Source organism: Cryobacterium sp. M23 (assembly GCF_002929655.1).
Lineage (GTDB): Bacteria > Actinomycetota > Actinomycetes > Actinomycetales > Microbacteriaceae > Cryobacterium > Cryobacterium sandaracinum.
In genome coordinates, this window is sequence record NZ_PJJV01000061.1 from 37,569 (window position 1) to 63,508 (window position 25,940).

Below are 25,940 nucleotides of genomic sequence, written 5' to 3' on the forward strand. Positions count from 1 at the left end.
CGCCCTGCCCGTCCTGCCCGTCCCGCCGGTATTGCCGGTGCGCGGGTGCTGCGCCGCTACGCTGCCGACGCGCCACGCGCGCAACGGCGCAGCACCCGCACCGGGGAAGCCGCGCGTGTCACGCCGACTCGCGTAGTACCAAACGGGTCGGCATGAGGGTGCGGTGCGGCATGCTCTCGTCGGCGGCGAGCCGGCGCAGCAGAATGTCCGCCATCGCGTAGCCCATTTCCTCGGAGGGCTGGCTCACCGTGGTCAGCGGCACCGGGCCGCTCGTCGCGGCCGGGCTGTCGTCGAACCCGACGATGGCCACGTCGCCGGGCACAGAGCGGCCGAGCTCACGCAGCACATCCACCGCCCCGGTGGCCATCAGGTCGCTCGCCACGAAGAGGCCGTCGATGTCGGGGCACCGCTCCAGCAGCCGGCGGGTGGCTGCCGCGCCACCGGCGGCCGTGAAGTCGGCGAGTTCGACGGCATCCGCGGGCAGCCCGGCCCGCTCCAGCGTGCGCTCGAACCCGGTGAGGCGGTCGATGCCGGCCGGCATGTCCACCGCGCCGGCGATCGAGCCGATGCGGCGGCGCCCGATGTCGACGAGGTGCTGGGTGCCCGTCTCGGCACCCGCCGCGTTGTCGACGTCAACGAAGTAGGCGGCGAGGTTGTCCGCGTTCGACGGCCGGCCGCCGAAGACCACCGGCATGGTCTTGTCGAGTTCGGCCACGAAGTCGTCGCCGGTGTGGTGCGAGATGATGAGCGCCCCGTCGACGTTGCCCGAGCGCAGGTAGCGCAGAGTCTTGTGCCGTGGGTCGCTCGACGCAACGAGCAGGTTGAGCGTGTAATCACTTTGGTCGAGTCGGCGGGTGATGCCCTGCACGACCGCGGCGAAGTAGGGGTCACCGAAGAACCGGGTCATATCCTCAGGCACGACCAGGGCCACGGCCTCGGTCTGCCGGCTCGCGAGCGAGCGGGCCGCCCGGTTCGGAACATAGTTGAGCTTGTTGATGGCCTCCGTCACCGAGGCGACGATCTCTGGGCTGACCCTGGTGGACCCGTTCACGACCCGGCTCACGGTGGCCCGGGAAACCCCGGCCACCTCGGCCACCATTTCCAGGGTGGGCTGCGAAGGACGGACCTGGCGCACACTCGTTATCATGACGCCATTATATTTTGCCCGCATCCCTCGCGGTTCCGGTTCAGGAGAGGGCGCGGTTGCGGATGATCTCGGCGTAAGAACGTCCGCTGTCCTTGACGGTGCGCTCCTGGGTCTCGTAATCGACCCGCACGATGCCGAAGCGCTTCTCGTAGCCCCAGGCCCACTCGTAGTTGTCCATCAGCGACCAGTAGAAGTAGCCCTTGACGTCGACTCCCTCATCGATCGCGTCGAGGATGGCGCCCAGGTGGTCGGTCAGGAATACGGTGCGCCGGGCATCCGGAACACTGCCGTCCGCGGCGACGACGTCGTCGAACGCCGCGCCGTTCTCGGTGACGTAGAGGCTCGTGCCGGTCGGGGCGGCGTAGTCGGTGTTCACGCGAACGAGCAGTTCGCGTAGCCCGTCGGGCTGCACCTCCCACTCCATGGCGGTCAGCGGCAGCCCCTGCGGGTGGTCGTAGACGCCGTCGGCCGCCGGGAACGGCGACCGGGTGAGGCGGTCGGTCGGGGCCTGGGCGAGCAACGGATGTTCGGCCGGGCGATCACTGACCAGGTCGCCGTGGTAATAGTTCACGCCGAGGGTGTCGATCGGCTGGTTGATCTGGGCCAGGTCTCCCTCGTGGATGAAATCGGTCAGCCCGTACTCGGCCACGTCCTGGAGCACATCCTCCGGGTAGAAGCCGCGGAAGACCGGGTCGAGGAAGATCCGGTTGAACTGCCCGTCGATGCGGCGCGCGGCATCCACGTCGCCCGCATGCGTCGGATCGACCGGCTTGGCGACGGTGAGGTTGAGCGTGATGCCGAGCTCGAGCTTCGAGTCGCGTTCGCGCAGCGCCTCGACGGCGAGGCCGTGCCCCAGGAGCAGGTGGTGTGCGGCGGCCAGGCCGTCCCGGGGGCTCTGGCGCCCGGGCGCGTGGGCGCCGGCGGTGTAGCTGAGGAAGGAGGAGCACCACGGCTCGTTGAGAGTGGTCCACACGCCCACGCGGTCGCCGAGGGTGTCGTGCACGGTGAGGGCGTAGTCCCGGAAGCGTGCGGCGGTGTCGCGGTTGGTCCAGCCACCCTTCTCCTCGAGGGCCTGCGGCAGGTCCCAGTGGTAGAGGGTCAGCCACGGCGTGATGCCGGCGCCGAGGAGCTCGTCGACCAGGCGGGAGTAGAAGTCCACGCCCTTCGGGTTGACCGGCCCACCGTCGGGACGCACCCGGGCCCAGGAGGTGGAGAAGCGGTAGGTCTGCAGCCCCAGGTCCTTCATCAGGGCGACGTCGCCCTGATAGCGGTGGTAGTGGTCGCAGGCGACGTCGCCGTTGTCGGCCTTGAGGACAGCACCCGGCACGCGGCTGAACGTGTCCCAGATGGAATCCGTGCGGCCGTCCTCATGGGCGGCGCCCTCGATCTGGTAGGCGGCCGTCGCCGCCCCGAAGAGGAACTCGGGCGGGAAGGGACGAACGTGTGAGGTCATACCAATATTCTCGGTGATTGTTTCGAGTGTTCCGAACGAGGTCATCCCTTGACCGCGCCCTGCATGATTCCGGCCACGAGCTGCTTACCCAGGAAGATGAAGACCAGGATCAGCGGGATGATCGAGAGCACCACGCCGGCCAGCACGAGCGAGTAGTCGACGTAGAAGGCGGCCTGCAGCTGCTGCAGTGCAACCGGGAGGGTCGGGTTGCCGGGGCCGAGCACGATGAACGGCCAGAAGAAGTTGGTCCAGGTGCCGATGAACGTGAACAGGGCGAGCATCGCCGCGGCCGGGCGGGCGGCCGGGAGACCGATGTGCCAGAAGCTGCGGATCATCGACGCTCCGTCCATGCGCACCGCCTCGATCAGCTCGTCGGGCAGTGCGTCGCGCAGGTACTGGGTCATCCAGAACACGCCGAACGCGGTCACCATGGCGGGCGCGATGACGGCCCAGAGGCTGCCGGTCCAGCCGAGCCTTGACATGACGATGAACAGGGGCACGACGCCGAGCTGGGTCGGCACGGCCATGGTCGCGATCACGAAGATGAGCAGACCTTCCCGGCCGCGGAACTTCAGCTTGGCGAAGGCGTAGCCGGCGAGCGTCGAGAACATCACGACGCTGAGCGACACCACGGACGACACGATGATGCTGTTGCCGAGCGCCGTCCAGAACGGGATGCTGTCGATGACCGTGGCCGCGTTGGCGATGAAGTTACCGCCCGGGATCCACATCATCCCGTTCTGGTTCAACGCGGAGGCATCCTGGCTGCCGATCAGGAACGACCACCAGATTGGGAAGGCCGAGCCGAGGAGAACCGCGATCAGGATGCCGTAGACCCAGAGGGACGGCCGACGGTCGTGCCCGCCGATGATGGTCTTGCTCATGAGATGCCTTTCGCGCGGACGCGCAGCTTGCGGTCGCCGGTGCCCGCGATGCGACGGGTGATGAGGAAGTTGATGACAGCGATGAGGATGATGATCAGGAACAGGAGCCAGGCCACGGCGGACGCCCGGCCGAAGTTGCGCTGGTTCCAGCCGAGTTCGTAGATGTACAGGGTGAGCGTCTGCCACTGGCGACTGGCTCCGCCCTGGCCGACGTTGTCGAACATGCGCGCCTCGTCGAAGATCTGCAGCCCGCCGATCGTCGAGGTCAGGATGACGAAGATGATGATCGGTCGCAGCAGCGGCAGGGTGATCGACCCGAAGGTGCGCCAGCGGTTGGCGCCGTCGATGATGGCGGCCTCGTAGTAGTCGCGCGGGACGGCCTGCATGGCGGCGAGGAAGATGAGGGCGTTGTACCCGGTCCAGCGGAAGTTCACCATTGTGGCGATGGCGAGGTGGCTGGGGATCACGTCGACGTGCCAGCGCACGGGCTCGAGGTCCAGGCTCATGATCGCGCTGTTGATCAAGCCGAACTTGTCGCCGAAGAGGTCGTTGAAGATGAGTGCGACGGCGACCGGGGCCACGACGTAGGGGAGGAGCACGCCCATGCGCCAGAAGGTCTTTCCGCGCAGGTTGAAGTCGAGCACGGCGGCGATGCCGAGCGCGACGATGATCTGGGGGATGCTCGAGAGCAGGAAGATGCTGAAGGTGTTGCGCAGGGAGTTCCAGAAGTATCCCTGGCTCAGCACCGTGACGAAGTTCTCCAGGCCGACGAAGTCGCCCTGGCCGCCGATAAGGTTCCAGTCGTGCACCGACACCCACGCCGTGTACAGCAGCGGGAAGAGGCCCATGACGGCGAAAACGAGGAAGAAGGGGGAGATGTAGAGGTAGGGCGAGAAGCGCACATCCCAGCGGCTCAGTGTGTGGCTGAGGGCGATGCGGCGGATGCTGCGGGCATTCACCTCGACAGCGGCGGCGGTAGTCATGAAAGTCCTTCGGTGGTTGAGCTTGTCGAGGCCCGGGTGAGCCGGTCGAGACCGAGGTCGGCCGGCCGGGACCAGGTGGTCTCGACCGGCCCGACCGGCGGGGTGGTGCTGGTTAGCCGAGCGACTCGACGTCGGTGACCCACTGAGCCCACGACTCGTCAGCCGTCATGGTGCCGTCTTCGACGCGGGTGAGCGCCTGCTGCATGGCGTCGTTGATCGCGAAGTAGAACTCGCCCTTGTACGGGGTCACGTCGACAGCGGCGGCGCGGTTGGCAAGGATCTCACCGGTCGGCGCGTTGTTGAAGAACTCGTTCGTGGCGCCGAGGAGTTTGTCGCTCTCGAGGGCTTCGAGCTGGCTCGGAAACGTGCCCTTGGACGCGAACGCCTTGAGCTGCTGCTCCGGGGCGGTCAGCCAGGAAGCGAGCTTCTGGGCCTCGGCCTGGTTCTTGGATTGCTCGGGAACGGTCAGGTACGAGCCGCCCCAGTTGCCGCCGCCGCCGGGGAACGTGTCGGCGATGTCCCAGCCGGCGACGCCTTCAGCGTTGCCGGAGATCACGCCGAGCATCCAGCCCGGGCAGAGCATCGTGGCGAAGCCGTCGTTCTGGAAGCTGGCGGTCCAGTCGTCGCTCCACTGTCCGAGGTGCGCGGACAGTGTGCTGCTGGCCTCGAGCACGCTCGTGTAGGCCTTCTTCACCTCCGGGTTCCCGGTGGCGATGATGGTGCCGTCTTCTTCTTCATAGGCGTTGGGGATCTGGTTGACGACGCCCTGCCAGGTGGCTCCGGCAGAGTCGAACCACGGCACGTTCGTGCCGGCAGCAGCGAACTTCTCACCGGCTGCGTAGTAGCTCTCCCAGCTGGTGCCGAGGAGTGCGGCGACCTCGGCGCGGTCGGTCGGAAGACCGGCGGCGGCGAACAGGTCGGAGCGGTAGCAGACGGCTTCCGGACCGATGTCGGTGCCGTAGGCGATCAGGCGGCCGTCGGCATCCGTCGCGGCCTCGGTCTTCCAGTCGAGCCAGCGCTCGTCGACGTCGTCAGAGGCGAGGTCGATGAACTGGTCGGAGTATTGGAGCAGTTCCGGCAGCCAGTCGACCTCGATGGCCTCGACGTCGCTCAGGCCGCTGCCTGCGGCGAGACGGGTCGTGAGGTTGTCGCGGGCCTCGTTGGAGGTGGCGGCCTTCTTGTGCGTGATGGTGACGTTCGGGTTGGCCTTCTCGTACTCGGCGAACAGGTCGTCATAGCCGAATTCGTTGAACGTCGCGACGGTCAGTTTGACGTTTTCGTCGGTCGACTGCTCTCCGCCGGCGTTCGCTGAACAACCGGATAGAACCAGTGCGAAGGATGCTGCTCCGGCGACTGTTACTGCAAGTGTGGTGCGCGGGAAACGCTTCACGGTCACTCCCTTGTGTGCGTGCTGATGGGTGGAGGCAAGGCCGCTCTCATTGTGCCGTGAGAGCGCTCTCACGTGGTGGTGCTTACGTTAGTGCGCGCATCGGTGGTTTGTCAAGAGAGCGCTCTCTCCTGGTGCGGCGGTCAGAGTCCGTCGTGGTCCGGTACGGTCACCGTGAGGGAGCGCACCCGGCCGTCGCGGCGGAAGACGCTCGCGCTCACGTCGGCGTCGAGCGTGCCGCCAGGACCGGGCACCTGGGCGCCGTCGGTGAGGTGCGCGACCATCTCGAGCGGGCCGCCGCGGTGGAACACGACCGGGACCTGACAGAACGTGAACGCGAGCGTGTCCGCGGGCAGCTCGACGCTGTGCTGCTCGCCGAGGACATCCCGGTAGGCGAACGTGCCGGGAGCCGTGGTCCACTCGCCGGCCCGCAGCAGGGTGGGCCGCAAACGGATGCGACCGTCTTCGACCCGCAGGCCGAGCTCGCCCAGGCGGGTGAGCACCTCCTCCTTGACCTGCCCGGTCATCCCCGGCTGCCGGGCGCCCTGGCCGGCGGGCGTGTGCGAGTAAGGATCGGTGGGGAACGCACCGTAGGTGAGCGGATCCTTGCGGTAGCCGATGCCGGCACGCACGTCCTCGTACGCCGCCATCAGCCCCTGGATCGAAGTTTCATCCGCCTGCTCGGCGACGGCCCGGTCGAGTGTCTCCTGCACCGCGAGCAGCAGCTTCGCGACCATGTGCCAGTAGATGCTGCCGAGGCCCTCATAGGCGAAGAACGAGCCGGAGCGCCCGGTGAATTCCGCATGCCGGAAGACTTCCTCGAAGATGGTGAGCAGTTCGGCCCGGTCCTGTTCCACGGCGCCCTGCAGCGCCGGGTCGGCGCTGAGCCGGTCGAGCGCCTCCGAAACGCCCCTGGCGTTTCGGATGTGGGCGGCGAAGTGCAGGTCGCCCTGAACATCGCGCACAACGATGCTGCGGTCGCCGGCAGCGATGAGGCGCAGGGCGAGAGGGCAGTCGGCGGCCCGTGCCGCACTGAAGGTGTTGCGGGCGAGGAAGGACGAAAGGTCCTTGTCGGGATAGAGGATGTAGCTGTGCTGGTCGGCGCGGTACAGCCGGCTCGTGCGCAGGGCACCGAGCAGGTCCAGCGTCTCTTCCGGGCCGAGCAGGCCGGAGGAAAGGATGGCGACCTGGCCCTCGAGCATCTCCGCGAGCCGTCGCACATCGGCCCCATCGTCCCCGAACTCCAGCACGTTGTAGGAGTGCACGAGCCCGTCGTCCCGCCGGTTGGCGTGCAGGCCGGACTCGATGAAGCGTCGAGCCAGATCGAGCAGTTCGGCGACGTCTCCCGCGGCGACCGTCGACCGCTCCCCACCGAACCCGGCGTAGACCCGCTCGCGATAGGCGGTCCCTGCCTCGCCCAGGCCGTCCATCACGGCCCGGCGGCGAGTGGAATCGAACCCGCCGGCCAGGCCATCCGCATGCTCGAAGAGCACGTCGCGCACCGCGGTGAGCAGTCCGGCGAGCTCGCTCGAGAGCTCGACGTCGACGGTCAGGAGGTCCTGCACGAAGACGAGGTAGCGGCGCAGATAGGCGAGGGTGACCACCGACAGGCCACGGCCGACGAGCGCGTTGTTGGCGTCGTTCCATTCCGGGCGCTGGGTCGTCATCCAGATGCCGCCGTCCGGCACCAGATTGACGAGCTTGGCCAGCAGGAGCAGCAGCACCTTCTCGGCCAGCGTTACCCGCACGAGGTCGCCGTCGGCACCGTGCACGAGCCGACCGTCCGAGCCCTCCTCGGCGACCCGCCGCGTGATCGTGCGCTGCCGCTCGTCGTCGAAGGTGATGGTGTTGTACGGGTCCGTGAGGATGTCCGAATAGGCGGCGATCCGGTACGGCACGTCGGCGTGGGTGAAGGCCGCCCGGTTGATGAGCGCGTCGAGGCGCCCCGGGTGGAAGCGGCGGGAGGTCTCGAGCAACTTGAGCAGGTAGATGATCTGGTGGTCGCTCCAGTAACCGATGTTGGCCCAGGGGTCTTCGGGCTCGGGGACCTCCCAGTCGATGCCCTCGCGAGAGATCCGGTACGGGTTGTAGCCGTCGGCGGTCGTGGCGTCAAGAAAGATCGTGACCATCGACTCCACGAATTCGGGGAATGACCAGGCCAGCGCCTCCCAGTTCTGGAAGATGTCCCGCCAGTTGCCTTGGTATTCCAGGCGACGGATGCCGCTCTCGTCTTTCAGAACGATCCGGAACTGATTCCACGGCTGGCTCGGATCGCCGTGCCGGCGGCTGAACGTGAGCGGCAGGTATTCCGTGGCGAGGCGCCACAGGTCTACGTCGCCGTGCTCCTGGGTGATAGCGATGAGTTCGTCGGCGCGCAGCCGCTCGGGCAGCGCCGCCAGCACGCCGGCGCAGCGCTGGGCGGTCGACTGACTCCGCTGCATGATGAACGCCCGCACGTCGCTCGACTCCACCGTGTAGCCCTCGGCCGGAACGCCGCCGCGCATCGTGTTGAAAAGCACGTTGGCGGTGTGGTGGATGGTCGCGAGCTCGTCGCCGCTGTGCTGGGCGGCGTCGGTGGCCGCGAGGATCGTCTCCAGGTCGGACCGGGTGCCGACGATGTCGGCCGCGAGCTCCTCGGCGAGCCCGGCAGGATCTCGCAGCTTCTCGCGCAGGGCGACGACATCGGCCGCGTCCTGGTTGACGTCGGCGACGATCTGCCAGCGCTGCGTGCTTCCGGGGGCCAGCGTGATCCGCGCGTGCACGAGGTAAGCGCCGCGCTGGCCGCGGACATCCGTCTCGGCGGTGATGCCCCGGCCCCGGGCGAAGGCAGCCACCTGGCTGATCGAGAGCAGGTACTCGGCGTTGCCCAGCCCGACCTGCCAGGCCACGTTGGCCTGCAGCGACTCGCTGGGCTCGGCGAGGTCGGAGAGCGTCGCGTTCAGTGTCAGCAGCCCGAGGCCCGTCGAAGAGTCGAGTTCGGCCCGCTTGTAGGCGTCCAGCAGCACGCTCAGCTCGTTCTGCGTCTTCTTGAGGGCTCCGGCGGGAAGGATGTTCACCAGGCCGTCGAGGAGGTCGACGTCGAGCGTTTCGCCGAGCGAGGTCAGGGCGCAGCTGCGCACGACGCCGAAGCGGGCACTCGTCTGCCAGGTCACGCGCAGGCGCAGGCCGAGATCCGGGCGGGTCTCCTCGAAGACCAGGGTGGTGCCGAGGGCGTCCTTGTACAGCGTGCGCTGCACGGCCTGATCGCCGGGACGCACCTCCGCGAACGGCTGCCAGTGAATCCCGGTCCCGTCGGGGCGTCGAACGAGCAGCACGCTGAGCCCACCGGTTCGGCCGCCGCTCTCGGTGACCTTGTCGTCGGTGTAATACGGGAACAGGGCCCGATCGGCGTCGACCCGTCCTGCCGTCAGGCCGCCCGTGCTCGAGATGAAGAGCCAGACGTTGCTTGCGCCGACGAGGGTCATGAAGAACGGCGGCATCTGGTCGTAGGCCTCGATCCGGTAGAACCGGCGTCCGTCCAGATCGACCGGTCCGCCCCGGACGGTGCCCTCCGCAGGGTCAGTGCCCTCTGCGGGGTCGAACGGCATCTCGCCCCGGACGGTGGGCTGAATGATGGTCTCGAGGGGCATGCGATCCTCCATTGAATTCACTCCGGCGGATGTTCCGGCCGGCGAATGCTCCACCATCTCACTGATGAGAGCGCTCTCACAGACTGCCAGACATCTACCGCGCATTCAAGCGCCGGCCCTCCGCGGTGTTGTGCGGAGGGCCGGCGCTGGGTCGGCTGAAGGTGCACCGGGTCGACCGGCGGGGGCCCGCCTGGCGGCCGAAGCCTTAGGCGAACGCGGCTACGGCGACAGCGACGGGTTCGTCGCCGGAGACCAGGTGCAGCACCCGGCGCTCGGCGGCGCCGGTCTCGATGAGTGCGGCCAGCACGGCCGCGACGTCCGCGCGGGGCACAGTCGCGCGATCTTCCGGCAGGCCGGGGCCGGCCGGGTTCAGGCGCACCAGTCCGGTTCCTGCGTCGTCGACGAGGCCGCCGGGGCGAACGATCGTCCAGGCCAGGGACCGAGCGATCAGGTCTTCCTCGGCCGCCAGTTTGGCCTGCAGGTAGCCCAGGAAGTCCGCCGGGACATCCGCCGGGGTCTGACCGTCCCGCACCTTCTCGGTGCCGGTCGACGAGATCTGGATGAAGCGCGCCACGCCGGCGGACTCGGCCGCGTCGGCCAGTCGCACGGAGCCGCCGAAGTCGACGGCCTGACGGCGCTCCTCGCTGCCGTCGGCTCCGGCGCCCGCGGCGAACACCGCGACGTCGGCACCGGCCAAGAGGTGCGCCACCTCGGCCGATGAGGTCTTTTCGAGGTCGATCACCACCGGAACGGCTCCGTCAGCGACGAGATCCGCCCTCTGTTCCTCCGAGCGGATCAGCCCGAGGACCTCGTGGCCATTCTTCGTGAGCTCCCGCGTGAGCTGCCGAGCGATTTTTCCATGTCCACCTGCAATAACAATGCGCATTACCGGTACAACGCCCCGACGGCCCCCACAATTCCCCACGCCCGGACCGGGCCATCCGTGACTGCGCGCCCTGTGCGCATTCGACGGAGATTTTGCCACAAAGTGACGATTTGAGGCCTAAACGGGGCGGTAGGAGCAAAATCTCCGTCGAATTCGTTCGGGTGCTAGCGGGGCTGGGTGCGGGCCTCGCGCTCGAACTCGTCGACGTCGATCCCCGGCTCGACCAGGGCGCCCATCCTGTCGGCGGCCCGCTGCGCGTCCCGGGTCAGCTCGGCCTGCGCGGTCAGCTCGGCCGCGTTTTCGTCCGCGGCCTCCTGCAGGGCGGAGGTGTTGCGCAGCGGCGGCGCCGTGAGGAAGAAGCTCAGTACGAATGCGACCAGCACGACGGCCAGGCTCACCCAGAAGACGGTGACGGATGCGTCGTTGAAGCCGACGAGGAACGGCTCCGCGAGCCGCGGGTCGGCCGTGTTGAGGAACGAGGTGTCGCCGTCGAGGGCGCCGCCCACGCTGCCCGGGTTGGCCAACAGTGCCAGGATGCCGGTGTTCGCCGGGTCGGCCTGCACGGCTGGGTCCGTTGCAGCGTCCCTGACCCCGGAGACGATGGTCGGGTTGTCGAAGGCCGCGCCGATCGTGTCGGGGATGCGGGTGAACAGCACCGAAAAGAGCACGGCGGTGCCGAGCGTGCCGCCGATCTGGCGGAAAAACGTCGAGGCGGATGTGGCCACGCCGATATCCCGAGGGCCGACCGAATTCTGGCTGGCGATGGTGAGCGTCTGCATCAGCTGGCCGAGGCCGAGGCCGATCAGGAGCATCCCGGCCATCATGAATCCGACCGGCTTGTCGGCGGTGGCGAATGTGAAGAGCAGGAAGCCTGCCGACATGAAGGCAGTGCCGATGGTGGGGAACATCTTGTAGCGCCCGGTACGGGCGATCAGCTGGCCGCTCACAATGGAGGAGATCATCAGGCCCGCGATCATCGGCAGCATCAGGAAGCCGCTCTCCGTCGGGGTGGCCCCGTTCACGAGCTGCAGGTAGAGCGGCACCGTCATCATGGCACCGAACATGCCGAAGCCGACGAAGACGCCCAGGATGGTCGCCATCCTGAACGTGGACGAACGGAACAGTTTCAGCGGGATGAGCGCGTCGTCGCCCATCAGCCGCTCGGCGAGGATGAAGGCCGCGATGCTGAAGAGTCCGATCACGTAGCAGGCGATCGAGGGGATCGAACCCCAGCCCCAGGTGCGGCCCTGCTCGGCCACGAGCAGCAGCGGCGCGGCAGCAAGGATCACGGTCACCGCTCCCCACCAGTCGATGCGAACGGGCCGGGCGAAGTGGGGAACGTGTAGAAACTTCAGCACGATTGCGAGGGCGATGATGCCGATCGGGAGGTTGATCAGGAAGACCCACCGCCAGCCCGTGATTCCGAGGATCGTGTCCGAGCCCGACAGGACGCCGCCGATGAGCGGGCCGATCACGCTGGAGACCCCGAAGACGGCCAGGAAGTACCCCTGGTATTTCGCCCGCTCCCGGGGTGCCAGCATGTCGCCCATGATCGTCAGGGGGAGAGCCATCAGGCCGCCGGCGCCGAGCCCCTGGATGGCCCGGAAGATCGCGAGCTCGTACATCGAGTTTGCCAGGCCGGCCAGGAGCGAGCCGATGAGGAAGATCGTGATCGCGATCAGGAACAGCGGGCGGCGCCCGAAAATGTCGCTGAGTTTGCCGTAGATCGGCGTGCTGATGCACGACACGATCAGGTAGGCGGTCGTCACCCAGGCCTGCAGCGCCATGCCGTCGAGGTCGTCGGCGATGGTGCGCATCGATGTTCCGACAATGGTCTGATCGAGGGCGGAGAGGAACATTCCGGCCATCAGTCCGAAGATGACGAAGAGAATCTGCCGGTGGGACATCAGCGGCGGGGCGGCGAGAGAGGGAGAAGTTTGCATTGTGCGCAAAGTTACACGATGGGCAAACAATCTTCAAGCGGCTGCGGGCCGTCGGAGGCTGGGGGAGCCCGCTCCGGTCTAGGCTCAGCATCGTGTGGGCAGATCGGGCAGTGGGGGTCGCGCATCCGTTCCGGCGGAGGCGTATCGTCGTGCTGTCCATCGTCATCTCTGGACTCGCCGCCGGTGCGGTGGCGGCCGGAGCCCTGACCGGGGAAACCGCGCCGCCCGTCGTCGGTTCCGCCGTCGCTCCGACGCTGATTGCCCGTGCCGAACCGAGCGCCACCCCCACCCCGCCTCGGGCCGCCCCGACAGGTTCCCCGGAGCCGGCCGTGATGCCTACCTTTGACCGTTTCGCCCGCTCACTCGACGACCCGGCGAGCCTCTGGGTCGTCGTTGACAAGACCCGCCCGCTAAACCCCTTCGACTACGCTCCGACCAACCTCGTCGACGTCCCGGTGGCTCACGTCTGGAGCCCGCAACTTCGCCGGGAGGCGTCGGACGCAACCGTGGCCCTGTTCTCCGCGTTCGAGGCGGAGACCGGGCTGAAGCTGCAGTCCCACAGCGCCTACCGGAGCTTCGCGGCCCAGGTGATGGTCTACGACGCGGATGTCGCCGCGAACGGACAGGCGTTCGCCGACACCAGCACGGCCCGGCCGGGAACCAGCGAGCACCAGACCGGTCTGGCCATCGACATCAGCGCACTGCCCGGGATCTGTTCGCTGGATGCCTGCTTCGGCGACACCCCACAGGGGCAGTGGCTTGCCGGGAATGCCTGGCGTTTCGGGTTCCTGCTGCGCTACCCGGCCGACAAGGTGGCCATCACCGGCTACGGCTACGAGCCCTGGCACTTCCGCTACATCGGAACGGAACTGGCCACGGAGATGCACGCCACCGGCACCGCCACCCTCGAGGAGTTTTTCGGGCTCCCGGCGGCTCCCGGCTACCACTGATCCCGTTCCCCGATCCCGTTTCCTGATCGGCGCAGGGCCGGTGTGTCGTCCACCCGGGCATTTCCCGGATAAGTGTGATTATCTAGAAACCGTCCCCCGAACGGGGCGTGTCTGCCACACCCCCCCGGTGGCACCCCGAACGAAGAGAGAAATCTGTGGTTCTGACCCGACGCTTCCGCATCGTCGCTGCCGTACTCGTTCTGGGCGGCCTCGTGGCCGGAACGGCCGCCGTGGCCGGGGTGACTGGGGACGAACCCGTCGTCTCGGCGACTCCGACCCCGGCTGCTGACTCCACGCAAACGGCGCCGAAGGCCGATGCGGCCGAGTCTGACGCGACGGCCCCAGATCGGGTCGCCCCCGCGGAGGCCGCAGAGCCGGTTCCCATCGACGCCCAGGTGCAGGCGCAGGTGAGTTACATGCTCGCCCACTGGACCGACTACAACACGGATGACTACGGCGTCATCACCGACAACGACTGCGTCAATTTCACCAGCCAATCCCTGATCGAGCGGGGCTGGACCATGGACGACCAGTGGTACGCAGAGGGAACCGGCTCCGACTTCGACACCTCGTCACCGTGGATCAGCTCAACCGCGTTCCGGGACTACGTCGCGCAGTCCGGCCGCGCCACCGCCCTGACGGATGACCAGCGCGACCAGGTCAAGCTCGGCGACGTCGCGCAGTTCGACTGGGACAACTCCGGGGACCGCGACCACACCGGGGTCGTCACCCGGATCGAGGGGTCGGGCGACGACATCCAGATCTACTATGCCGGCCACACCGACGACACCGACTTCCGGTCGGTCGACTACGCGATCACCGAGAAGCACCCGGGCGCCACGGCGTACTACTGGAGCATTCCCTAGGTACCGAAGCACTCCCTACTGCTGATCTCCGGTCCCGACAGGCTCGACCGCCGCGGTGGTCAAGCCGGTCCGGATCAGACGCGTCAGGCGATGGCGCCGTCGACGATGGCCTTTGCCTCGATCTGCACCTGCTTCAGGTGTTCCGGGCCCGTGAAGGACTCGGCATAGATCTTGTAAACGTCCTCGGTGCCACTCGGCCGGGCCGCGAACCAGGCGTTCTCGGTGACGACTTTGACGCCGCCGATTGCCGCACCGTTGCCGGGAGCGTGACTCATTTTAGCGATGATCTTCTCACCGGCGAGTTCGGTGGCCGTGATGGCGGCTCCGTCGAGCTTGGACAGCTGCGCCTTCTGGGCGGGCGTCGCGGCCGCGTCCACGCGAGCGTAGGCCGGGTCGCCGAAGTGCTCGGCCAGCTCGGCATAGCGTTGGCTGGGCGTCTTGCCGGTCACGGCAAGAATCTCCGAGGCGAGCAGGGCCAGCAGGATGCCGTCCTTATCGGTGGTCCAGACGGTTCCGTCGAAGCGCACGAAGCTGGCGCCGGCGCTCTCCTCGCCGCCGAAGGCGACCGAGCCGTCGATCAGGCCCGGAACGAACCACTTGAATCCGACCGGCACCTCCCAGAGGTCGCGGCCGAGGAAACCCGCGACGCGGTCGATCATGGTGGAGGAGACGAGCGTCTTGCCGATCGCGGCATCCGCCCGCCAGCCTTCGCGGTGGCTGTACAGGTAGTCGATGGCCACGGCCAGGAAGTGGTTCGGGTTCATCAGCCCGCCGTCGGGGGTGACGATACCGTGCCGGTCGGCGTCGGCGTCGTTGCCGGTGACGATGTCGAACTCGTCCTTGTGGGCGGCGACGGATGCCATCACGGACGGGCTCGACGGATCCATTCGGATCTTGCCGTCCCAGTCCAGGGTCATGAAGCGCCAGGTGGGGTCGACGTGGGGGTTGATCACGGTCAGGTTGAGCTCGTAGCGGTCGCGAATCGCACCCCAGTAGCCCACGCTCGCGCCGCCGAGCGGGTCGGCTCCGATACGAATGCCGCTGGCCTTGATGGCGGCCATGTCGATGATGTTCTCAAGGTCATTCACGTACCCACCGCGGAAGTCGTAGGTCTCGACTGCGTTGGGCTCGCTTTTTTTGACATCATTGAGCCCGGCGGCGATGAGTTCGTTGGCCCGGGCGGCGATCCACGAGGTGGCGTCGCTGTCGGCCGGTCCGCCGTGCGGCGGGTTGTATTTGAAGCCGCCGTCGGAGGGCGGGTTGTGGCTCGGGGTGACCACGATCCCATCGGCCTCGTCGCTGTTCCCGGCCCGGTTGTAGGCCAGGATCGCGTGCGAGAGGGCCGGAGTAGGCACATAGTCGTCGAACTCGTCGACCAGCACGCGCACGCCGTTCGCGACGAGCACTTCGAGGGCGGTCGTATAGGCTGGCGCGCTCAGGGCGTGCGGGTCGGTGCCGATGAAGAGCGGCCCGGTGATGCCCTGCATGGCGCGGAATTCAACGATCGCCTGCGTGGTCGCGATAATGTGGTCTTCATTGAAGGCCGTGTTGAGGGAGCTCCCTCGGTGACCGGAGGTGCCGAAGGCCACTCGCTGGCCGGGCACCGTGACATCCGGTTTCAGGTCGTAGTACGCCTTCACCAGCGCTTCGACATCGACAAGGTCAGATTCCAGGGCCGCTGTGCCCGCGCGTTCGTTCATGGTGTCCAGTCTTGCACTGCAACTAGGCTGATCTGCATGTCCGAGTCGCGCAATGTCAGCTACAGCTTCCTCGGGCCGACGGGCACCTTCACCGAGACAGCCCTCACCCAGGTCGTCGAAGCCCAGGGCAAGCCGTGGCGGGCCGTGAACAATGTCGGCGAGGCGTTCGACGACGTCGTGTCCGGCCGCAGCGTGGCCGCGATGATCGCGATCGAGAACTCCGTCGACGGTGGCGTGTCCGCCACGCAGGATGCCCTCGCGAGCGTGCCCGACCTGCGCATCATCGGCGAGTACCTGGTTTCGGTGAACTTCGTCCTGGTGGCTCGCCCGGGCACCGCGCTGGCCGATGTGAAGACCATCAACGCGCATCCGGTCGCCTATGCGCAGTGCCGCCGCTGGCTGGCATCCAATCTGCCGCACCACGGCCACCTTCCGGCGTCGAGCAACGTGGCCGCCGCCGCGTCGCTGGTCGAATCAGGGCAGGCGGATGCCGCCATCGCCCCGCCCGGCATCGAGAAGCACCACGATGTGGTCGTGCTCGCCCGCAGTATCGGCGACAATGCCAACGCGGTCACCCGCTTCGTGCTCGTCAGCCGAACCACCACCGTGCCGCCCCGCACTGGCGCCGACAAGACCAGCCTGATCGTGGAGCTGCCCGAAGACCGCTCAGGCGCCCTGCTCGAGATGCTCGAGCAGTTCGCCACCCGGGGCGTCAACCTCAGCCTGATCCAGTCGCGCCCCATCGGCGACGCCCTGGGGCGCTACCGGTTCGTGATCGACGCCGACGGTCATATCCACGACGAACGCGTGGCCGACGCGCTGCTCGGCCTGCGCCGGTTCAGCCCCCAGGTGATCTTCCTCGGCTCGTACCCGCGGGCCGACAAGCAGCCGATCGAGTTCACCTCGCGCTACAACGACAACGTCTTCATCGGTGCGCGCGCCTGGCTGCGCGGCCTGCTCGGCGAGCCCGCGGTCTGACGGTCCCACCAGACCAGACCAGCCCAGCCCGGCCCAGCCCGGCCCAGCCCGGCCCAGCCCAGCCCAGCCCTCAGGCCGCGACGGGAACCCGCAGGACGAGGGCGGCAGGGTCGGTGCGCAGGGACACCGAGCGCACCGGGCCGAGCGCGTCGCCGTCCACCTCGAACTCCTGCGCCTCGACCAGCACGATCCGGATATCGGCGGCGTGCAGCGTCGTCATCACCCGTGCAGTGGTCGATTCGGTTCGCTCGATGATACGACGCCCGGCCGCCGAGCGGCGCAGAACGCCGTTCTCCCACGTCACCCGGCGCCAGATTGTGAGCCAGCCGAGCACGCCCTTGGGCTGCAGCATGGCGATGTCGAGGATGCCGTCGTCGAGGCGGGCATCCGGCAGAATCTGGATATTTCCCGGCAGCAGGCCGCAATTGCCGATCAGGATGGTGCTCACGTGCGCCGGCCGGTGCGGGCGCCCGTTCAGGCTGTACCGGATCTGGAACGGCTTGACCCGGGGGAGCACGCGCGCCACGGCGTCGACGTAGGCCAGCCAGCCCACCGCCCGCTTCAGTTCGGGCCGCGTGCTCACGACCATCTGGGCGTCGATGCCGATGCCCGCCATCACGAGGAAGACGTGGTCGGCCAGGGCGCCGTCGTCGGTGCGCACGGATGCCACACCCACGTCGATCGGCTTGTTTCCGCCCGTGAAGGCAACCATGGTGGCCTCGTCAAGGTTCGACAGCGGCAGGCCCAGGTTGCGGGCCAGCAGATTGCCGGTGCCGAGGGGCACGATGGCCAGGGGCACACCGGAGCCACGGAGCACGTCGGCGATCGCGCGAATCGTGCCGTCGCCGCCCGCCACGAGCACCAGGGACGCACCCTGCGCCAGGGCGAGCCGGACGGCCTGCCTGCCGGCGTCGTCCGCGGCGGTCGGGAGCCAGAGCGAGCCGGCCCAGCCCGACGCGGTCTCCGCGCGGGCCACGCTCGCCCGCAGGCGGTCCAGGTCGACTTTGGTGGGGTTGTAGACGATTGCCGCCCGCCGAACAACTGTCGGTTGATCGGGAGTATCCACGCGGTAAGGCTAGCAAGGTGCCGGACCATGCGCTTGTAGACTAATTCGGTGATTGATCCTGTGCTGCTGCGAGAGAATCCTGACCTTATCAAGCGTTCGCAGAAAGCGCGCGGTGCGTCGGTCGAGGCGGTCGACGACGCGCTCGCCGCCGACGCGGAGCGTCGCGCCACTATCCGGGCGTTTGAGGCGCTGCGTGCCGCCCAGAACCAGTTCGGCAAGCAGGTGGCCTCCGCGCCTCCCGCGGAGAAGAAGGCCCTCGTCGCCCAGGCGCAGAGCCTCGCTGCCGACGTCAAGTCCGCCGCGGCCGCCTCGGGCGAGGCCGAGGCGCTGTTCACCGCGGTCGTGCGCACCCTCGCGAACCCCGTCATCGACGGCGTACCGGCCGGCGGTGAAGAGAACTTCGTCACCCTCCGCACCCACGGCGCCGTGCCCGCCTTCGACTTCGAGCCGCGCGACCACCTCGAGCTGGGCGAACTGCTCGGCGCCATCGACATGGCCCGAGGGGCCAAGGTGTCCGGCGCCCGGTTCTACTTCCTGCGCGGCATCGGCGCCCGCCTCGAGATCGCGCTGATGAACATGGCGCTCGACCGGGCGCTGGCGGCCGGCTTCATCCCCCTGATCACGCCCACCCTGGTGCGGCCCGAGATCATGGACGGCACCGGGTTCCTCGGCGAGCACGCCGACGAGGTCTACTTCCTCCCCGCCGACGACCTTTACCTCACCGGCACCAGCGAGGTCGCGCTCGCCGGCTACCACTCGGACGAGATCCTGGACCTGTCCGGCGGACCGCTCCGCTACGCCGGCTGGTCCACTTGCTACCGGCGCGAGGCCGGTTCGGGCGGCAAGGACACCCGCGGCATCATCCGGGTGCACCAGTTCAACAAGCTGGAGATGTTCACCTACGTGCTGCCGGAGAATGCCGAGGCCGAGCACGACCGCCTCGTCGCCCTGCAGGAGGACATGCTCCAGGCGCTCGGCCTCAGCTACCGCGTCATCGACGTGGCCGCCGGCGACCTCGGCTCCAGCGCCGCCCGCAAGTTCGACATCGAGGCGTGGGTCCCCACCCAGAACGCCTACCGCGAACTGACCAGCACGAGCAACTGCACGACCTACCAGGCGCGCCGGCTCGATATCCGTTACCGCACTGAGTCGGGGAAGACCGCGCCGGTCGCGACCCTCAACGGCACCCTGGCGACGACCCGCTGGATTGTGGCCCTGCTCGAAACGCACCAACAGGCGGATGGCTCGGTACTCATCCCCGAGGCGCTGCGCCCCTGGCTGGGCGGCCTCGACGTCATTCGGCCGGTGGGCGCATGACGACGCCGACGGATGCCCCCTGGCTGGTGGCCCTCGACATCGACGGCACCACCATGCACGAGAACGGCACGATCAGCGACGGCGTCCTCGACCAGGTGCGGCGGCTCGCCGCGGCCGGTCATGAGGTCATGCTCGCCACCGGGCGCTCGTCCGCCACCACGCTCCCCGTGCTCGAGCGCCTGGACATCACCCCGCGCTTCGTGGTCTGCTCGAACGGTGCGATCACCCTGCACCGCGACCCGGCTTCCCCCGCCGGGTACCGGCGCGAATGGGTCGAGACCTTCGATCCGACCGATGTGTTGCTGCAGATCCGCTCGCACCTGGTCGGTGCCAGGTATGCCGTCGAAGACGAGCGCGGCTTCTACCGCTACACCGAGCCGTTCCCGGATGCCACGATCGGGCTGGATAGCGAGCACGTCGAGTTCGACGATCTGCTGCGCCAGGACGCCACCCGGGTGGTCGTCATCTCGCCTGACCACGACATGGAGGATTTTCTTCAGATCGTCGACCGGATGGGGCTGAACCGGGTGAGCTACGCGATCGGCTGGACTGCCTGGCTCGATATCGCCCCCGACGGCGTGAACAAGGCCACCGCCATGGAGCGGGTGCGCGCCGAGTTCGGGATTCCGCGGAGCCGCGTGATGGCCGTCGGCGACGGGCGCAACGACATCGAGATGCTGCAGTGGGCGTCGGTTCAGGGTCGGGGAGTGGCCATGGGGCAGGCTCCGCACGAGGTGCTCGCGGCGGCCGGCGAGATTACCGGCGCCGTTCACGAAGATGGGCTCGCGCTCGTTCTGAGCAGCCTGTAGGCGGTGCCCAGCCCGCTGCCAGCATCCTCTGGCACTGTGGTGAGTCTGCAAGCGGCTAGAATCGGTCGGTATTCGATAGTCCGCGACCGCGTGTTCCACCAGCGCCGCGGGCAGCGAACCGGGAGGGCTGTCCGAGCGGCCGATGGAGCCAGTCTTGAAAACTGGTGGGCAGAGATGTCTCGTGGGTTCGAATCCCACGCCCTCCGCACCTCGATTCTGCACGGCCTGCACTAACGAAGGGACCTGAGTGAGCGACGAATTACGCCCCCGCTCGACACGATCGAAGAAGCTCAGTACCATCGCCCGCCACGGCCGGCTGCGCCGCTCCAACCCGTTCGTGACCTTGGCCAAGGTGCTCGCCGCGTCACTGGCCGTGCTGCTCGTGAGTGGCGCATCCGTCGCCGCGATCGCGACCTACGATGTCGCGTCGAGTGTGCAGGAGAGCGTGCCCCTGGCCAACGAGACCGAGGGTCCCGCCCCCAAGATCGATGCGATCCCGGGCGGCGTGAACCTGCTGATTGTCGGCAGCGACAGCCGAAAGGGGCAGGATCCCGCATTCGGCGACGAGGACGAAACGGCTGATCTCAACGATGTGACCATGTTGCTGCATATCTCCGAGGACCACAGCAACGCCTCCGTGATCAGCTTTCCCCGAGACATGTACGTGTCCATCCCCGAGTGCCCGGACCCGGAGGGCGGCACCTTCGACGCGATGAGCAGCCAGAAGATCAACACCACGCTCAGCTACGGGGGACTGGCCTGCACCGTGCTCACGGTGGAGAAGCTCACCGGCCTGAACATCCCCTACGCGGCTGAGGTGCAGTTCAGTGGCGTCATGGCCATGTCCACGGCGGTCGGCGGCGTGCCCGTCTGTGTCGCAGAGGATATCGAGGACGAGTACACGGGAACCTACCTGAAGGCCGGAGTGCACACGCTGGAAGGTGTGGACGCCTTGCAGTTCCTGCGCACCCGCCACGGCATCGGTGACGGCAGCGACCTGACCCGGATCAGTAACCAGCAGGTGTTCCTGTCCTCGCTGATGCGCACGGTCAAGAGCGCCGAGACCCTCACCGACCCGCTCAAGGTCTATTCGCTGGCCAAGGCCGTCACGGCCAACATGAGCCTGTCCACGAACCTCAACGACGTCTCGACCCTTGCCTCGATCGCGGTGGCCGTGAAGGACATCGACCTCAGCAAGGTCGTCTTCATCCAGGTGCCGACCGGGACCGTCGACGGTGGAGTGGAGGCGATCGAACCCGATTTCGAAAAGCTGTTCGAGGCCGTTGCCGCCGATGCCTCGCTCCAGCTGGGCGGCACGACGGGAGGCGGGGCCACCCTGGACCCGAGCGCCCCGGTGGCGGCCGAACCAGATCCGGCCGACCCCGCCGCCGACCCCGACGCTGTCGCCGATCCCGCAGCCCCGGATCCGGCTGTCACGGACCCGTCGACGGCAGTGTTATCTGAGTCGGTGACCGGTCAGACCGCCGGTGAACTTACCTGTTCGGTCGGACGCACGCTCGACCAGCAGTAACGCCAAACGGCATCCGCAGGCCTCGGTTCGTGCGGATGCCGTCAGTACGGTTATGATCAATGACGTGTGTTTGCATTGCAGGCATCAAGGAGACGTCGCATAGTACGGCTTAGTGCACCACCCTGCTAAGGTGGAGTACCCTTCACGGGGTACCGTGGGTTCAAATCCCACCGTCTCCGCGCTGAGGAATTCACGTAATTCCGGCGATTAGTTCATGAAATTCTTGCTTTAATGCGCTGTTTCTGAGGGTGTTCGCCCCGAAATACGTCGTGTTCGGAGCGTGGTCGTTGCTTAAACAGCGATACGCCCTGTTTTTGGCAGGGCGAATCGACTTGTACTGCAGATACGGAATTGTTGACTGCTGGGCGACCTAGCTGGGTGGCGGTGGAGGTGGTGGCGCGTTGTTGGTAGGTAGTGTTGCCGCAGCCATCTCCGTGCTGGAGTAATACGTGCTCGCGAAGGACTTGTTCTTCGAGGTGAGCGGCACTCGGGCGAGTTCGCTCTGGATGAACGTCAGAATCTTTCGGATGTTGGCTGAGACGAGTGCGAGTGTCACGGCCAGCGATGCGAAGGTGTTGCCGCGGGCGCGTCGTTTCATGGGGCAGGCGATGTCTTCGGTCGCAGAGTCTTTGATGAAGGCGTTCTGGCTTTCGACGGTGTTGCGCAGGGCGTAGTAGCCCTTCCATGTCGGGCTCTTGTGGGGGTAGGTCTGCCCGTATTTGAGGGCTTTGTCCTTGGCGGGGTTTTTTCCGGCGGGTACCACGATGGTCTTTTTGCGGATGGGCTCGATGAGTTCACCGGTCTTGTGGTCAAAGGCCAAATTATCGTAGTTCTTGGGGTCAGGATAGAGATATTGGCGGGACCCGTCGGGCCGCCACTTGCCCTTGGGCTTGGCGCGGTACTTCTCACGCTCGGCGATTCGCTGGTCTCTCAGTTCTTTGGCTTGACGCACGGGGTTTGAGTCGCTGGAGAGTATTTCGTCGTCTTCGGGCGTCTCCTCGTCGACCGGCACGCCGGTGTCGGCTGCCTTGCGGTCCTTTCGGTACAGGTCGAGGGCGTGGATAAGGTCCTGGGGCATGTAGTGCACATACCACTGGCCGCCACCCTGGATGAGGTCCTCGTAGAAGGTGGTCTGGCCTTGTTCGTCCTTGTCGTAGTCGAAGACCGGCTTCGCGCCAATGGCCGCCAGCGAGGCCTGTCGGGTGTCGGCGGTGCTGCGGGGCAGGTACGCGCGGTCCTTCGTCGACGATGAAACGAGCCAGCCGCAAACGGGCGCGCGGGATCAGTTCAGCATTAGCGTGGGACACGAAGGCCTCCGGTCTTGTGAAGCGGGCACTTGAACATCTCCACTTCACAACCGGAGGCCTTCTTCACGCCCGAAGATCAGGGCGTGTCACCACACAAACCCAACCAACCTCCCTGGGCAGTACACCTAGTCGCGCTGGCCCTGCCGTTATTCGAGCAACTTGCCGGCCTGGCTGACGTTTTCCATCAGTGCCGCGATCTCGGCGGGAACCGGCGGGATCTGCTCATGGGCGATCGAGCCATCGGCCGACCACACCAGGTTCACCTGCAGGGCGGGGTCCATGTCCGGGTAATCGCTTCTGTTGTGAGCACCGCGGCTCTCCCGGCGCTCCAGAGCGCAGGCCAGGGTTGCTCGGGCGGCCATGAGGGAGGCGCGCAGGTCGAAGGCATGCGCGAGGCCGGAGAAGCCGGCGACATCCGGATGCACGCCGATTCGTTTCTGGCGATCGTCGAGTTCGTCCAGCTGGCGTAGGCCCTCGAGCAGCCCCGCCTCGTCGCGTACGACTCCACCGAAGTCGGTCATGGTGTTGCGGATGTCTCGCTGCAGGGCTCGCACATTCTCTTCTCCGTCCGAGGCAAGAGTGTCGGTCACCTCGCGTTCCGCGGCGTCGATTGCTTCTTGTGATCGGTTCTGGGAGGTGATGCCTGCGCTGTATTCCGCTGCAGCCTGACCGACGATCCGGCCGAAGACGAGGAGCTCGATGAGCGAGTTTCCGCCCAGCCGATTGGCTCCGTGCAGCCCGCTGGAGGCCTCGCCGATCGCGTACATCCCCACGACATCGGTGGAGTGGTCGTCCGGTCGCACCCACACGCCGCCCATGGAGTAGTGCGCGGTCGGGGCGATCTCGATGGCAGTGGTGGTGACATCCAGCACCTGCAGTTCCAGCATGGTCTGGTAGACGCGAGGCAGGCGCGTCATGATCGTCTCGCGGGGCAGGTGGGAGATGTCGAGCAGCACGCCGCCCTTCGCGGTGCCGCGTCCCTCCTTGATCTCGGTGTATGCGGCCAGCGCGACCCTGTCGCGGGTCGACAGCTCCATGCGCTCAGGGTCGTAGTTGGCCATGAACCGCTCGCCGAGTACGTTTCGCAGCACCCCGCCCTCGCCCCTGGCGGCCTCGCTGATCAGGGTGCCCGCGGCATTCTCCGGCTCGAGGATGCCACTCGGGTGGAACTGGACCAGCTCTGCGTCGCGCAGTCGGCCGCCGGCATCCACCGCCAGCTTGAAGGAGTCGCCCGTGTTCTCGTCCCGCCGGCTGGAGGTGCGACGCCAGATGCGGTTATGTCCGCCAGCGGCGATGATGACCGCGTCTGCGATGATCGTCACCCGGCTGCCGTCGCGTAGATCGAAGCCGTACGCGCCGAACACCACGTTGTCGCGCACCAGGATGCGGGTTATGTACACCGAATCCAGGATGGGAACCTCGAGCTGAGCGGCTCGGGCGACCAGGGTACGCTGGATCTCGAGTCCCGTGTAGTCGCCCGCGAACGCGGTCCGACGGTACTTATGGGCTCCGAAATAGCGCTGGCTGATACGACCATCAGCCTCGCGCGCGAACGGCATACCCCAGCGCTCGAGATCCTGGATGCCTCGGCCAGCGTTCTTCGTCACAATCTCGGCCGTGTGTGGGTTGGCGAGAAAGTAGCTCTCCTGAATGGTGTCGGCTGCGTGCTGTTGCCAACTGTCTTCGGCATCCATCGTGGCCAGGGCCGCATTGATCCCGCCAGCCGCCAACGACGTGTGTGCGTCGTTCTTGGGACGTTTGCCGACGGCGAGAACGTCAACTCCGCGCTCGGAGAGTTCGATTGCGGCGCGCAGTCCGGAACCCCCGGTCCCGATGACGAGGACGGAGGTAGAAATGCGGCGACCAGTGACGGTGTTGTCTGGCATGAGAACGGCCTTTCCGGGCACAAGGACGGTACGCACCGAGCGCAACTCCCACCCTCACGCTAGCTCGCGTTGCTGGACTTTTGCTCTAATTTGAAGACGGCCTAGATGTAATGCCCAGGGAGGTTGGTTAAGCGGCTGTGGGGTGGTTTGTTTCCGATTGCTGAGTGGAGTCTGTGGTGATTGTAGTAGTGCAGCCAGGGCTCCAGAGCTGCGCGGCGTTCGGTGTCTGAGGTGTAGAAGCGTCCGTAGGCCCAGCCGCCGCCGAGGGTGCGGTGGAAGCGTTCGATCTTCCCGTTGGTCTGAGGCCGGTAAGGGCGCGTCTTCTTCGTCTTGATTCCGAGCTCGTTGCAAGCGTCTCGCCAGGCGTGGGACTTGTAGGCGGACCCGTTGTCGGACAGCACCCGTTCGACGACCACTCCGCGTTCAGCGAACCAGGCCACCGCGCGTCGCAACACCCCGATGGCGGTGTCTGCTTTCTCGTCAGCGCAGATCTCCGCATAGGCGACGCGGGAGTTGTCATCGATGACGGTATGCACGAACGAGGTGCCCAGCCGGGCCGTGCGGTTAGCTGCCCGAAGTCCGGTGCGCCGGGAAGTCGCCGCCCGGTTCGCGCCGCCCTGTTGGCGTCCGACGTAGCGGTGGCCGCCACCGTCGGGGATGTTGCCGAATTTGGTCACATCGACATGGATCATCGAGCCCGGGTAAGAGTGCTCGTAACGGTGCACGGGCTCACCCGTGACTCTCGTGATGAACGACAACCGGTTGACCCGACACCGCACGAGGACAGCGTGCACGGTCGAGGGGGCAAGCCCCAGCAGGCCGGCGATCTGAACCGGCCCCATCCGCTTGCGCCACCGCAACGCGATGATCTTGCGTTTGAGCACTTCGGGGGTCTTGTTCGGTGAGCGCAGCGGCCGGGAGGAGCGATCCTGCATCCCGGCTACGCCGTGCTGGGCGAATCGGTCGGCCCACCGTTTCGCGGTCGGCTACGAGACCCGGAACATCTTCGCGGCTGACGAAACGCTCCATCCTTCGTCGACGATCAGACGAGCCAGCTGAAATGAGACTGCCCTAACTTGGATGAGACATGACAATTTAGCGGGAGACCTATTTGCTGAATATGCGAGTAGGTACAGTACAAGCGGGAACTGGACTTATCCGAAAGGGTCCTAATCCTTCACGGAACTGAGCCTTGGCGAGGGCCGCAGCTGTGATGAT

General features: G+C 66.9%; 18 protein-coding genes, 2 tRNA genes and 1 pseudogene. 8 read left to right on the forward strand and 13 right to left on the reverse strand.

Translation table 11 applies throughout. From position 1 onward, the window contains the following. Positions 1 to 118: 118 nt before the first annotated feature. The 8 genes from CXY82_RS05710 to CXY82_RS05745 form a co-directional block, all read right to left on the reverse strand. Positions 119 to 1,147, reverse strand: a complete 1,029-nt coding sequence (locus tag CXY82_RS05710) for a LacI family DNA-binding transcriptional regulator (protein WP_104170058.1) — start codon at positions 1,145 to 1,147, stop codon at positions 119 to 121. Between the two features lie 40 nt (positions 1,148 to 1,187). After that, entirely contained in the window at positions 1,188 to 2,600 is a 1,413-nt protein-coding gene (locus CXY82_RS05715) for a GH1 family beta-glucosidase (RefSeq protein WP_104170079.1), read from the reverse strand. A 41-nt stretch (positions 2,601 to 2,641) separates the two neighbouring features. Next, a complete protein-coding gene (locus CXY82_RS05720; RefSeq protein WP_104170059.1) occupies positions 2,642 to 3,484 on the reverse strand; it encodes a carbohydrate ABC transporter permease in 843 nt (280 codons plus the stop codon). Continuing rightward, positions 3,481 to 4,467, reverse strand: coding sequence for a carbohydrate ABC transporter permease (locus CXY82_RS05725; protein WP_104170060.1), 987 nt, complete (start codon positions 4,465 to 4,467; stop codon positions 3,481 to 3,483). The genes CXY82_RS05720 and CXY82_RS05725 overlap by 4 nt, the downstream gene beginning before the upstream one ends. Positions 4,468 to 4,579: 112 nt before the next feature. Then, the gene (locus CXY82_RS05730; protein WP_104170080.1) at positions 4,580 to 5,857 is read right to left on the reverse strand and encodes an ABC transporter substrate-binding protein; all 1,278 of its coding nucleotides are present in this window, start codon (positions 5,855 to 5,857) and stop codon (positions 4,580 to 4,582) included. A gap of 140 nt (positions 5,858 to 5,997) precedes the next feature. Then, entirely contained in the window at positions 5,998 to 9,483 is a 3,486-nt protein-coding gene (locus CXY82_RS05735) for a hypothetical protein (protein ID WP_146069059.1), read from the reverse strand. Positions 9,484 to 9,688: 205 nt separating this feature from the next. Then, entirely contained in the window at positions 9,689 to 10,369 is a 681-nt protein-coding gene (locus CXY82_RS05740; protein WP_104170062.1) for an NAD(P)H-binding protein, read from the reverse strand. A gap of 164 nt (positions 10,370 to 10,533) precedes the next feature. Next, a complete protein-coding gene (locus CXY82_RS05745) occupies positions 10,534 to 12,312 on the reverse strand; it encodes an MDR family MFS transporter (protein WP_233194027.1) in 1,779 nt (592 codons plus the stop codon). A 92-nt stretch (positions 12,313 to 12,404) separates the two neighbouring features. Here CXY82_RS05745 and CXY82_RS05750 point away from each other — a divergent pair, with 92 nt between their 5' ends. Continuing rightward, positions 12,405 to 13,262: a M15 family metallopeptidase gene (locus tag CXY82_RS05750; RefSeq protein WP_233199226.1), complete on the forward strand. Its 858-nt coding sequence runs from the start codon at positions 12,405 to 12,407 to the stop codon at positions 13,260 to 13,262. A gap of 155 nt (positions 13,263 to 13,417) precedes the next feature. Further along, positions 13,418 to 14,128: an amidase domain-containing protein gene (locus tag CXY82_RS05755; RefSeq protein WP_104170064.1), complete on the forward strand. Its 711-nt coding sequence runs from the start codon at positions 13,418 to 13,420 to the stop codon at positions 14,126 to 14,128. An 83-nt stretch (positions 14,129 to 14,211) separates the two neighbouring features. On the opposite strand, the gene pgm is transcribed toward CXY82_RS05755, so the two are convergent. Next, complete coding sequence (gene pgm / locus CXY82_RS05760; RefSeq protein ID WP_104170065.1) at positions 14,212 to 15,828, reverse strand: phosphoglucomutase (alpha-D-glucose-1,6-bisphosphate-dependent); 1,617 nt, start codon at positions 15,826 to 15,828, stop codon at positions 14,212 to 14,214. Positions 15,829 to 15,864: 36 nt separating this feature from the next. Between pgm and pheA the strand changes: the two genes are divergently transcribed. Next, positions 15,865 to 16,806: a prephenate dehydratase gene (pheA, locus tag CXY82_RS05765; RefSeq protein WP_104170066.1), complete on the forward strand. Its 942-nt coding sequence runs from the start codon at positions 15,865 to 15,867 to the stop codon at positions 16,804 to 16,806. Positions 16,807 to 16,876: 70 nt separating this feature from the next. On the opposite strand, the gene CXY82_RS05770 is transcribed toward pheA, so the two are convergent. Then, positions 16,877 to 17,872: a diacylglycerol kinase family protein gene (locus tag CXY82_RS05770; protein WP_104170067.1), complete on the reverse strand. Its 996-nt coding sequence runs from the start codon at positions 17,870 to 17,872 to the stop codon at positions 16,877 to 16,879. A 48-nt stretch (positions 17,873 to 17,920) separates the two neighbouring features. Here CXY82_RS05770 and serS point away from each other — a divergent pair, with 48 nt between their 5' ends. The 5 genes from serS to CXY82_RS05795 all read left to right on the forward strand — a co-directional run bounded on the left by serS (position 17,921) and on the right by CXY82_RS05795 (position 21,708). Beyond that, complete coding sequence (gene serS / locus CXY82_RS05775; RefSeq protein WP_104170068.1) at positions 17,921 to 19,189, forward strand: serine--tRNA ligase; 1,269 nt, start codon at positions 17,921 to 17,923, stop codon at positions 19,187 to 19,189. Next, the gene (locus CXY82_RS05780) at positions 19,186 to 19,998 is read left to right on the forward strand and encodes an HAD family hydrolase (RefSeq protein WP_104170069.1); all 813 of its coding nucleotides are present in this window, start codon (positions 19,186 to 19,188) and stop codon (positions 19,996 to 19,998) included. The genes serS and CXY82_RS05780 overlap by 4 nt, the downstream gene beginning before the upstream one ends. Before the next feature lie 121 nt (positions 19,999 to 20,119). Continuing rightward, positions 20,120 to 20,204 (forward strand) — tRNA-Ser (locus tag CXY82_RS05785). A 41-nt stretch (positions 20,205 to 20,245) separates the two neighbouring features. Beyond that, the gene (locus CXY82_RS05790; protein ID WP_104170070.1) at positions 20,246 to 21,529 is read left to right on the forward strand and encodes an LCP family protein; all 1,284 of its coding nucleotides are present in this window, start codon (positions 20,246 to 20,248) and stop codon (positions 21,527 to 21,529) included. Between the two features lie 88 nt (positions 21,530 to 21,617). After that, positions 21,618 to 21,708, forward strand: a tRNA-Ser gene (locus tag CXY82_RS05795). Between the two features lie 191 nt (positions 21,709 to 21,899). On the opposite strand, the gene CXY82_RS05800 is transcribed toward CXY82_RS05795, so the two are convergent. From CXY82_RS05800 to CXY82_RS05815, 3 genes and pseudogenes are all read right to left on the reverse strand, one after another. Continuing rightward, positions 21,900 to 22,607: a hypothetical protein gene (locus CXY82_RS05800; protein WP_158252132.1), complete on the reverse strand. Its 708-nt coding sequence runs from the start codon at positions 22,605 to 22,607 to the stop codon at positions 21,900 to 21,902. 375 nt (positions 22,608 to 22,982) lie between these two features. Then, positions 22,983 to 24,722: an FAD-binding protein gene (locus CXY82_RS05810; protein ID WP_104170072.1), complete on the reverse strand. Its 1,740-nt coding sequence runs from the start codon at positions 24,720 to 24,722 to the stop codon at positions 22,983 to 22,985. Between the two features lie 101 nt (positions 24,723 to 24,823). Next, positions 24,824 to 25,816 (reverse strand): annotated as a pseudogene (locus CXY82_RS05815) (IS481 family transposase). Between the last annotated feature and the right edge of the window lie 124 nt (positions 25,817 to 25,940).

What these genes read in the sequence shown, in the direction of transcription:
- CXY82_RS05740 (WP_104170062.1), bottom strand. Translation starts at nt 10,369, where the DNA reads ATGCGCATTGTTATTGCAGGTGGACATGGAAAAATCGCTCGGCAGCTC.
- CXY82_RS05735 (WP_146069059.1), bottom strand. Translation starts at nt 9,483, where the DNA reads ATGCCCCTCGAGACCATCATTCAGCCCACCGTCCGGGGCGAGATGCCG.
- CXY82_RS05725 (WP_104170060.1), bottom strand. Translation starts at nt 4,467, where the DNA reads ATGACTACCGCCGCCGCTGTCGAGGTGAATGCCCGCAGCATCCGCCGC.
- CXY82_RS05715 (WP_104170079.1), bottom strand. Translation starts at nt 2,600, where the DNA reads ATGACCTCACACGTTCGTCCCTTCCCGCCCGAGTTCCTCTTCGGGGCG.
- CXY82_RS05800 (WP_158252132.1), bottom strand. Translation starts at nt 22,607, where the DNA reads ATGCCCCAGGACCTTATCCACGCCCTCGACCTGTACCGAAAGGACCGC.
- CXY82_RS05710 (WP_104170058.1), bottom strand. Translation starts at nt 1,147, where the DNA reads ATGATAACGAGTGTGCGCCAGGTCCGTCCTTCGCAGCCCACCCTGGAA.
- CXY82_RS05720 (WP_104170059.1), bottom strand. Translation starts at nt 3,484, where the DNA reads ATGAGCAAGACCATCATCGGCGGGCACGACCGTCGGCCGTCCCTCTGG.
- CXY82_RS05780 (WP_104170069.1), top strand. Translation starts at nt 19,186, where the DNA reads ATGACGACGCCGACGGATGCCCCCTGGCTGGTGGCCCTCGACATCGAC.
- CXY82_RS05810 (WP_104170072.1), bottom strand. Translation starts at nt 24,722, where the DNA reads ATGCCAGACAACACCGTCACTGGTCGCCGCATTTCTACCTCCGTCCTC.
- CXY82_RS05745 (WP_233194027.1), bottom strand. Translation starts at nt 12,312, where the DNA reads ATGCAAACTTCTCCCTCTCTCGCCGCCCCGCCGCTGATGTCCCACCGG.
- pgm (WP_104170065.1), bottom strand. Translation starts at nt 15,828, where the DNA reads ATGAACGAACGCGCGGGCACAGCGGCCCTGGAATCTGACCTTGTCGAT.
- pheA (WP_104170066.1), top strand. Translation starts at nt 15,865, where the DNA reads ATGTCCGAGTCGCGCAATGTCAGCTACAGCTTCCTCGGGCCGACGGGC.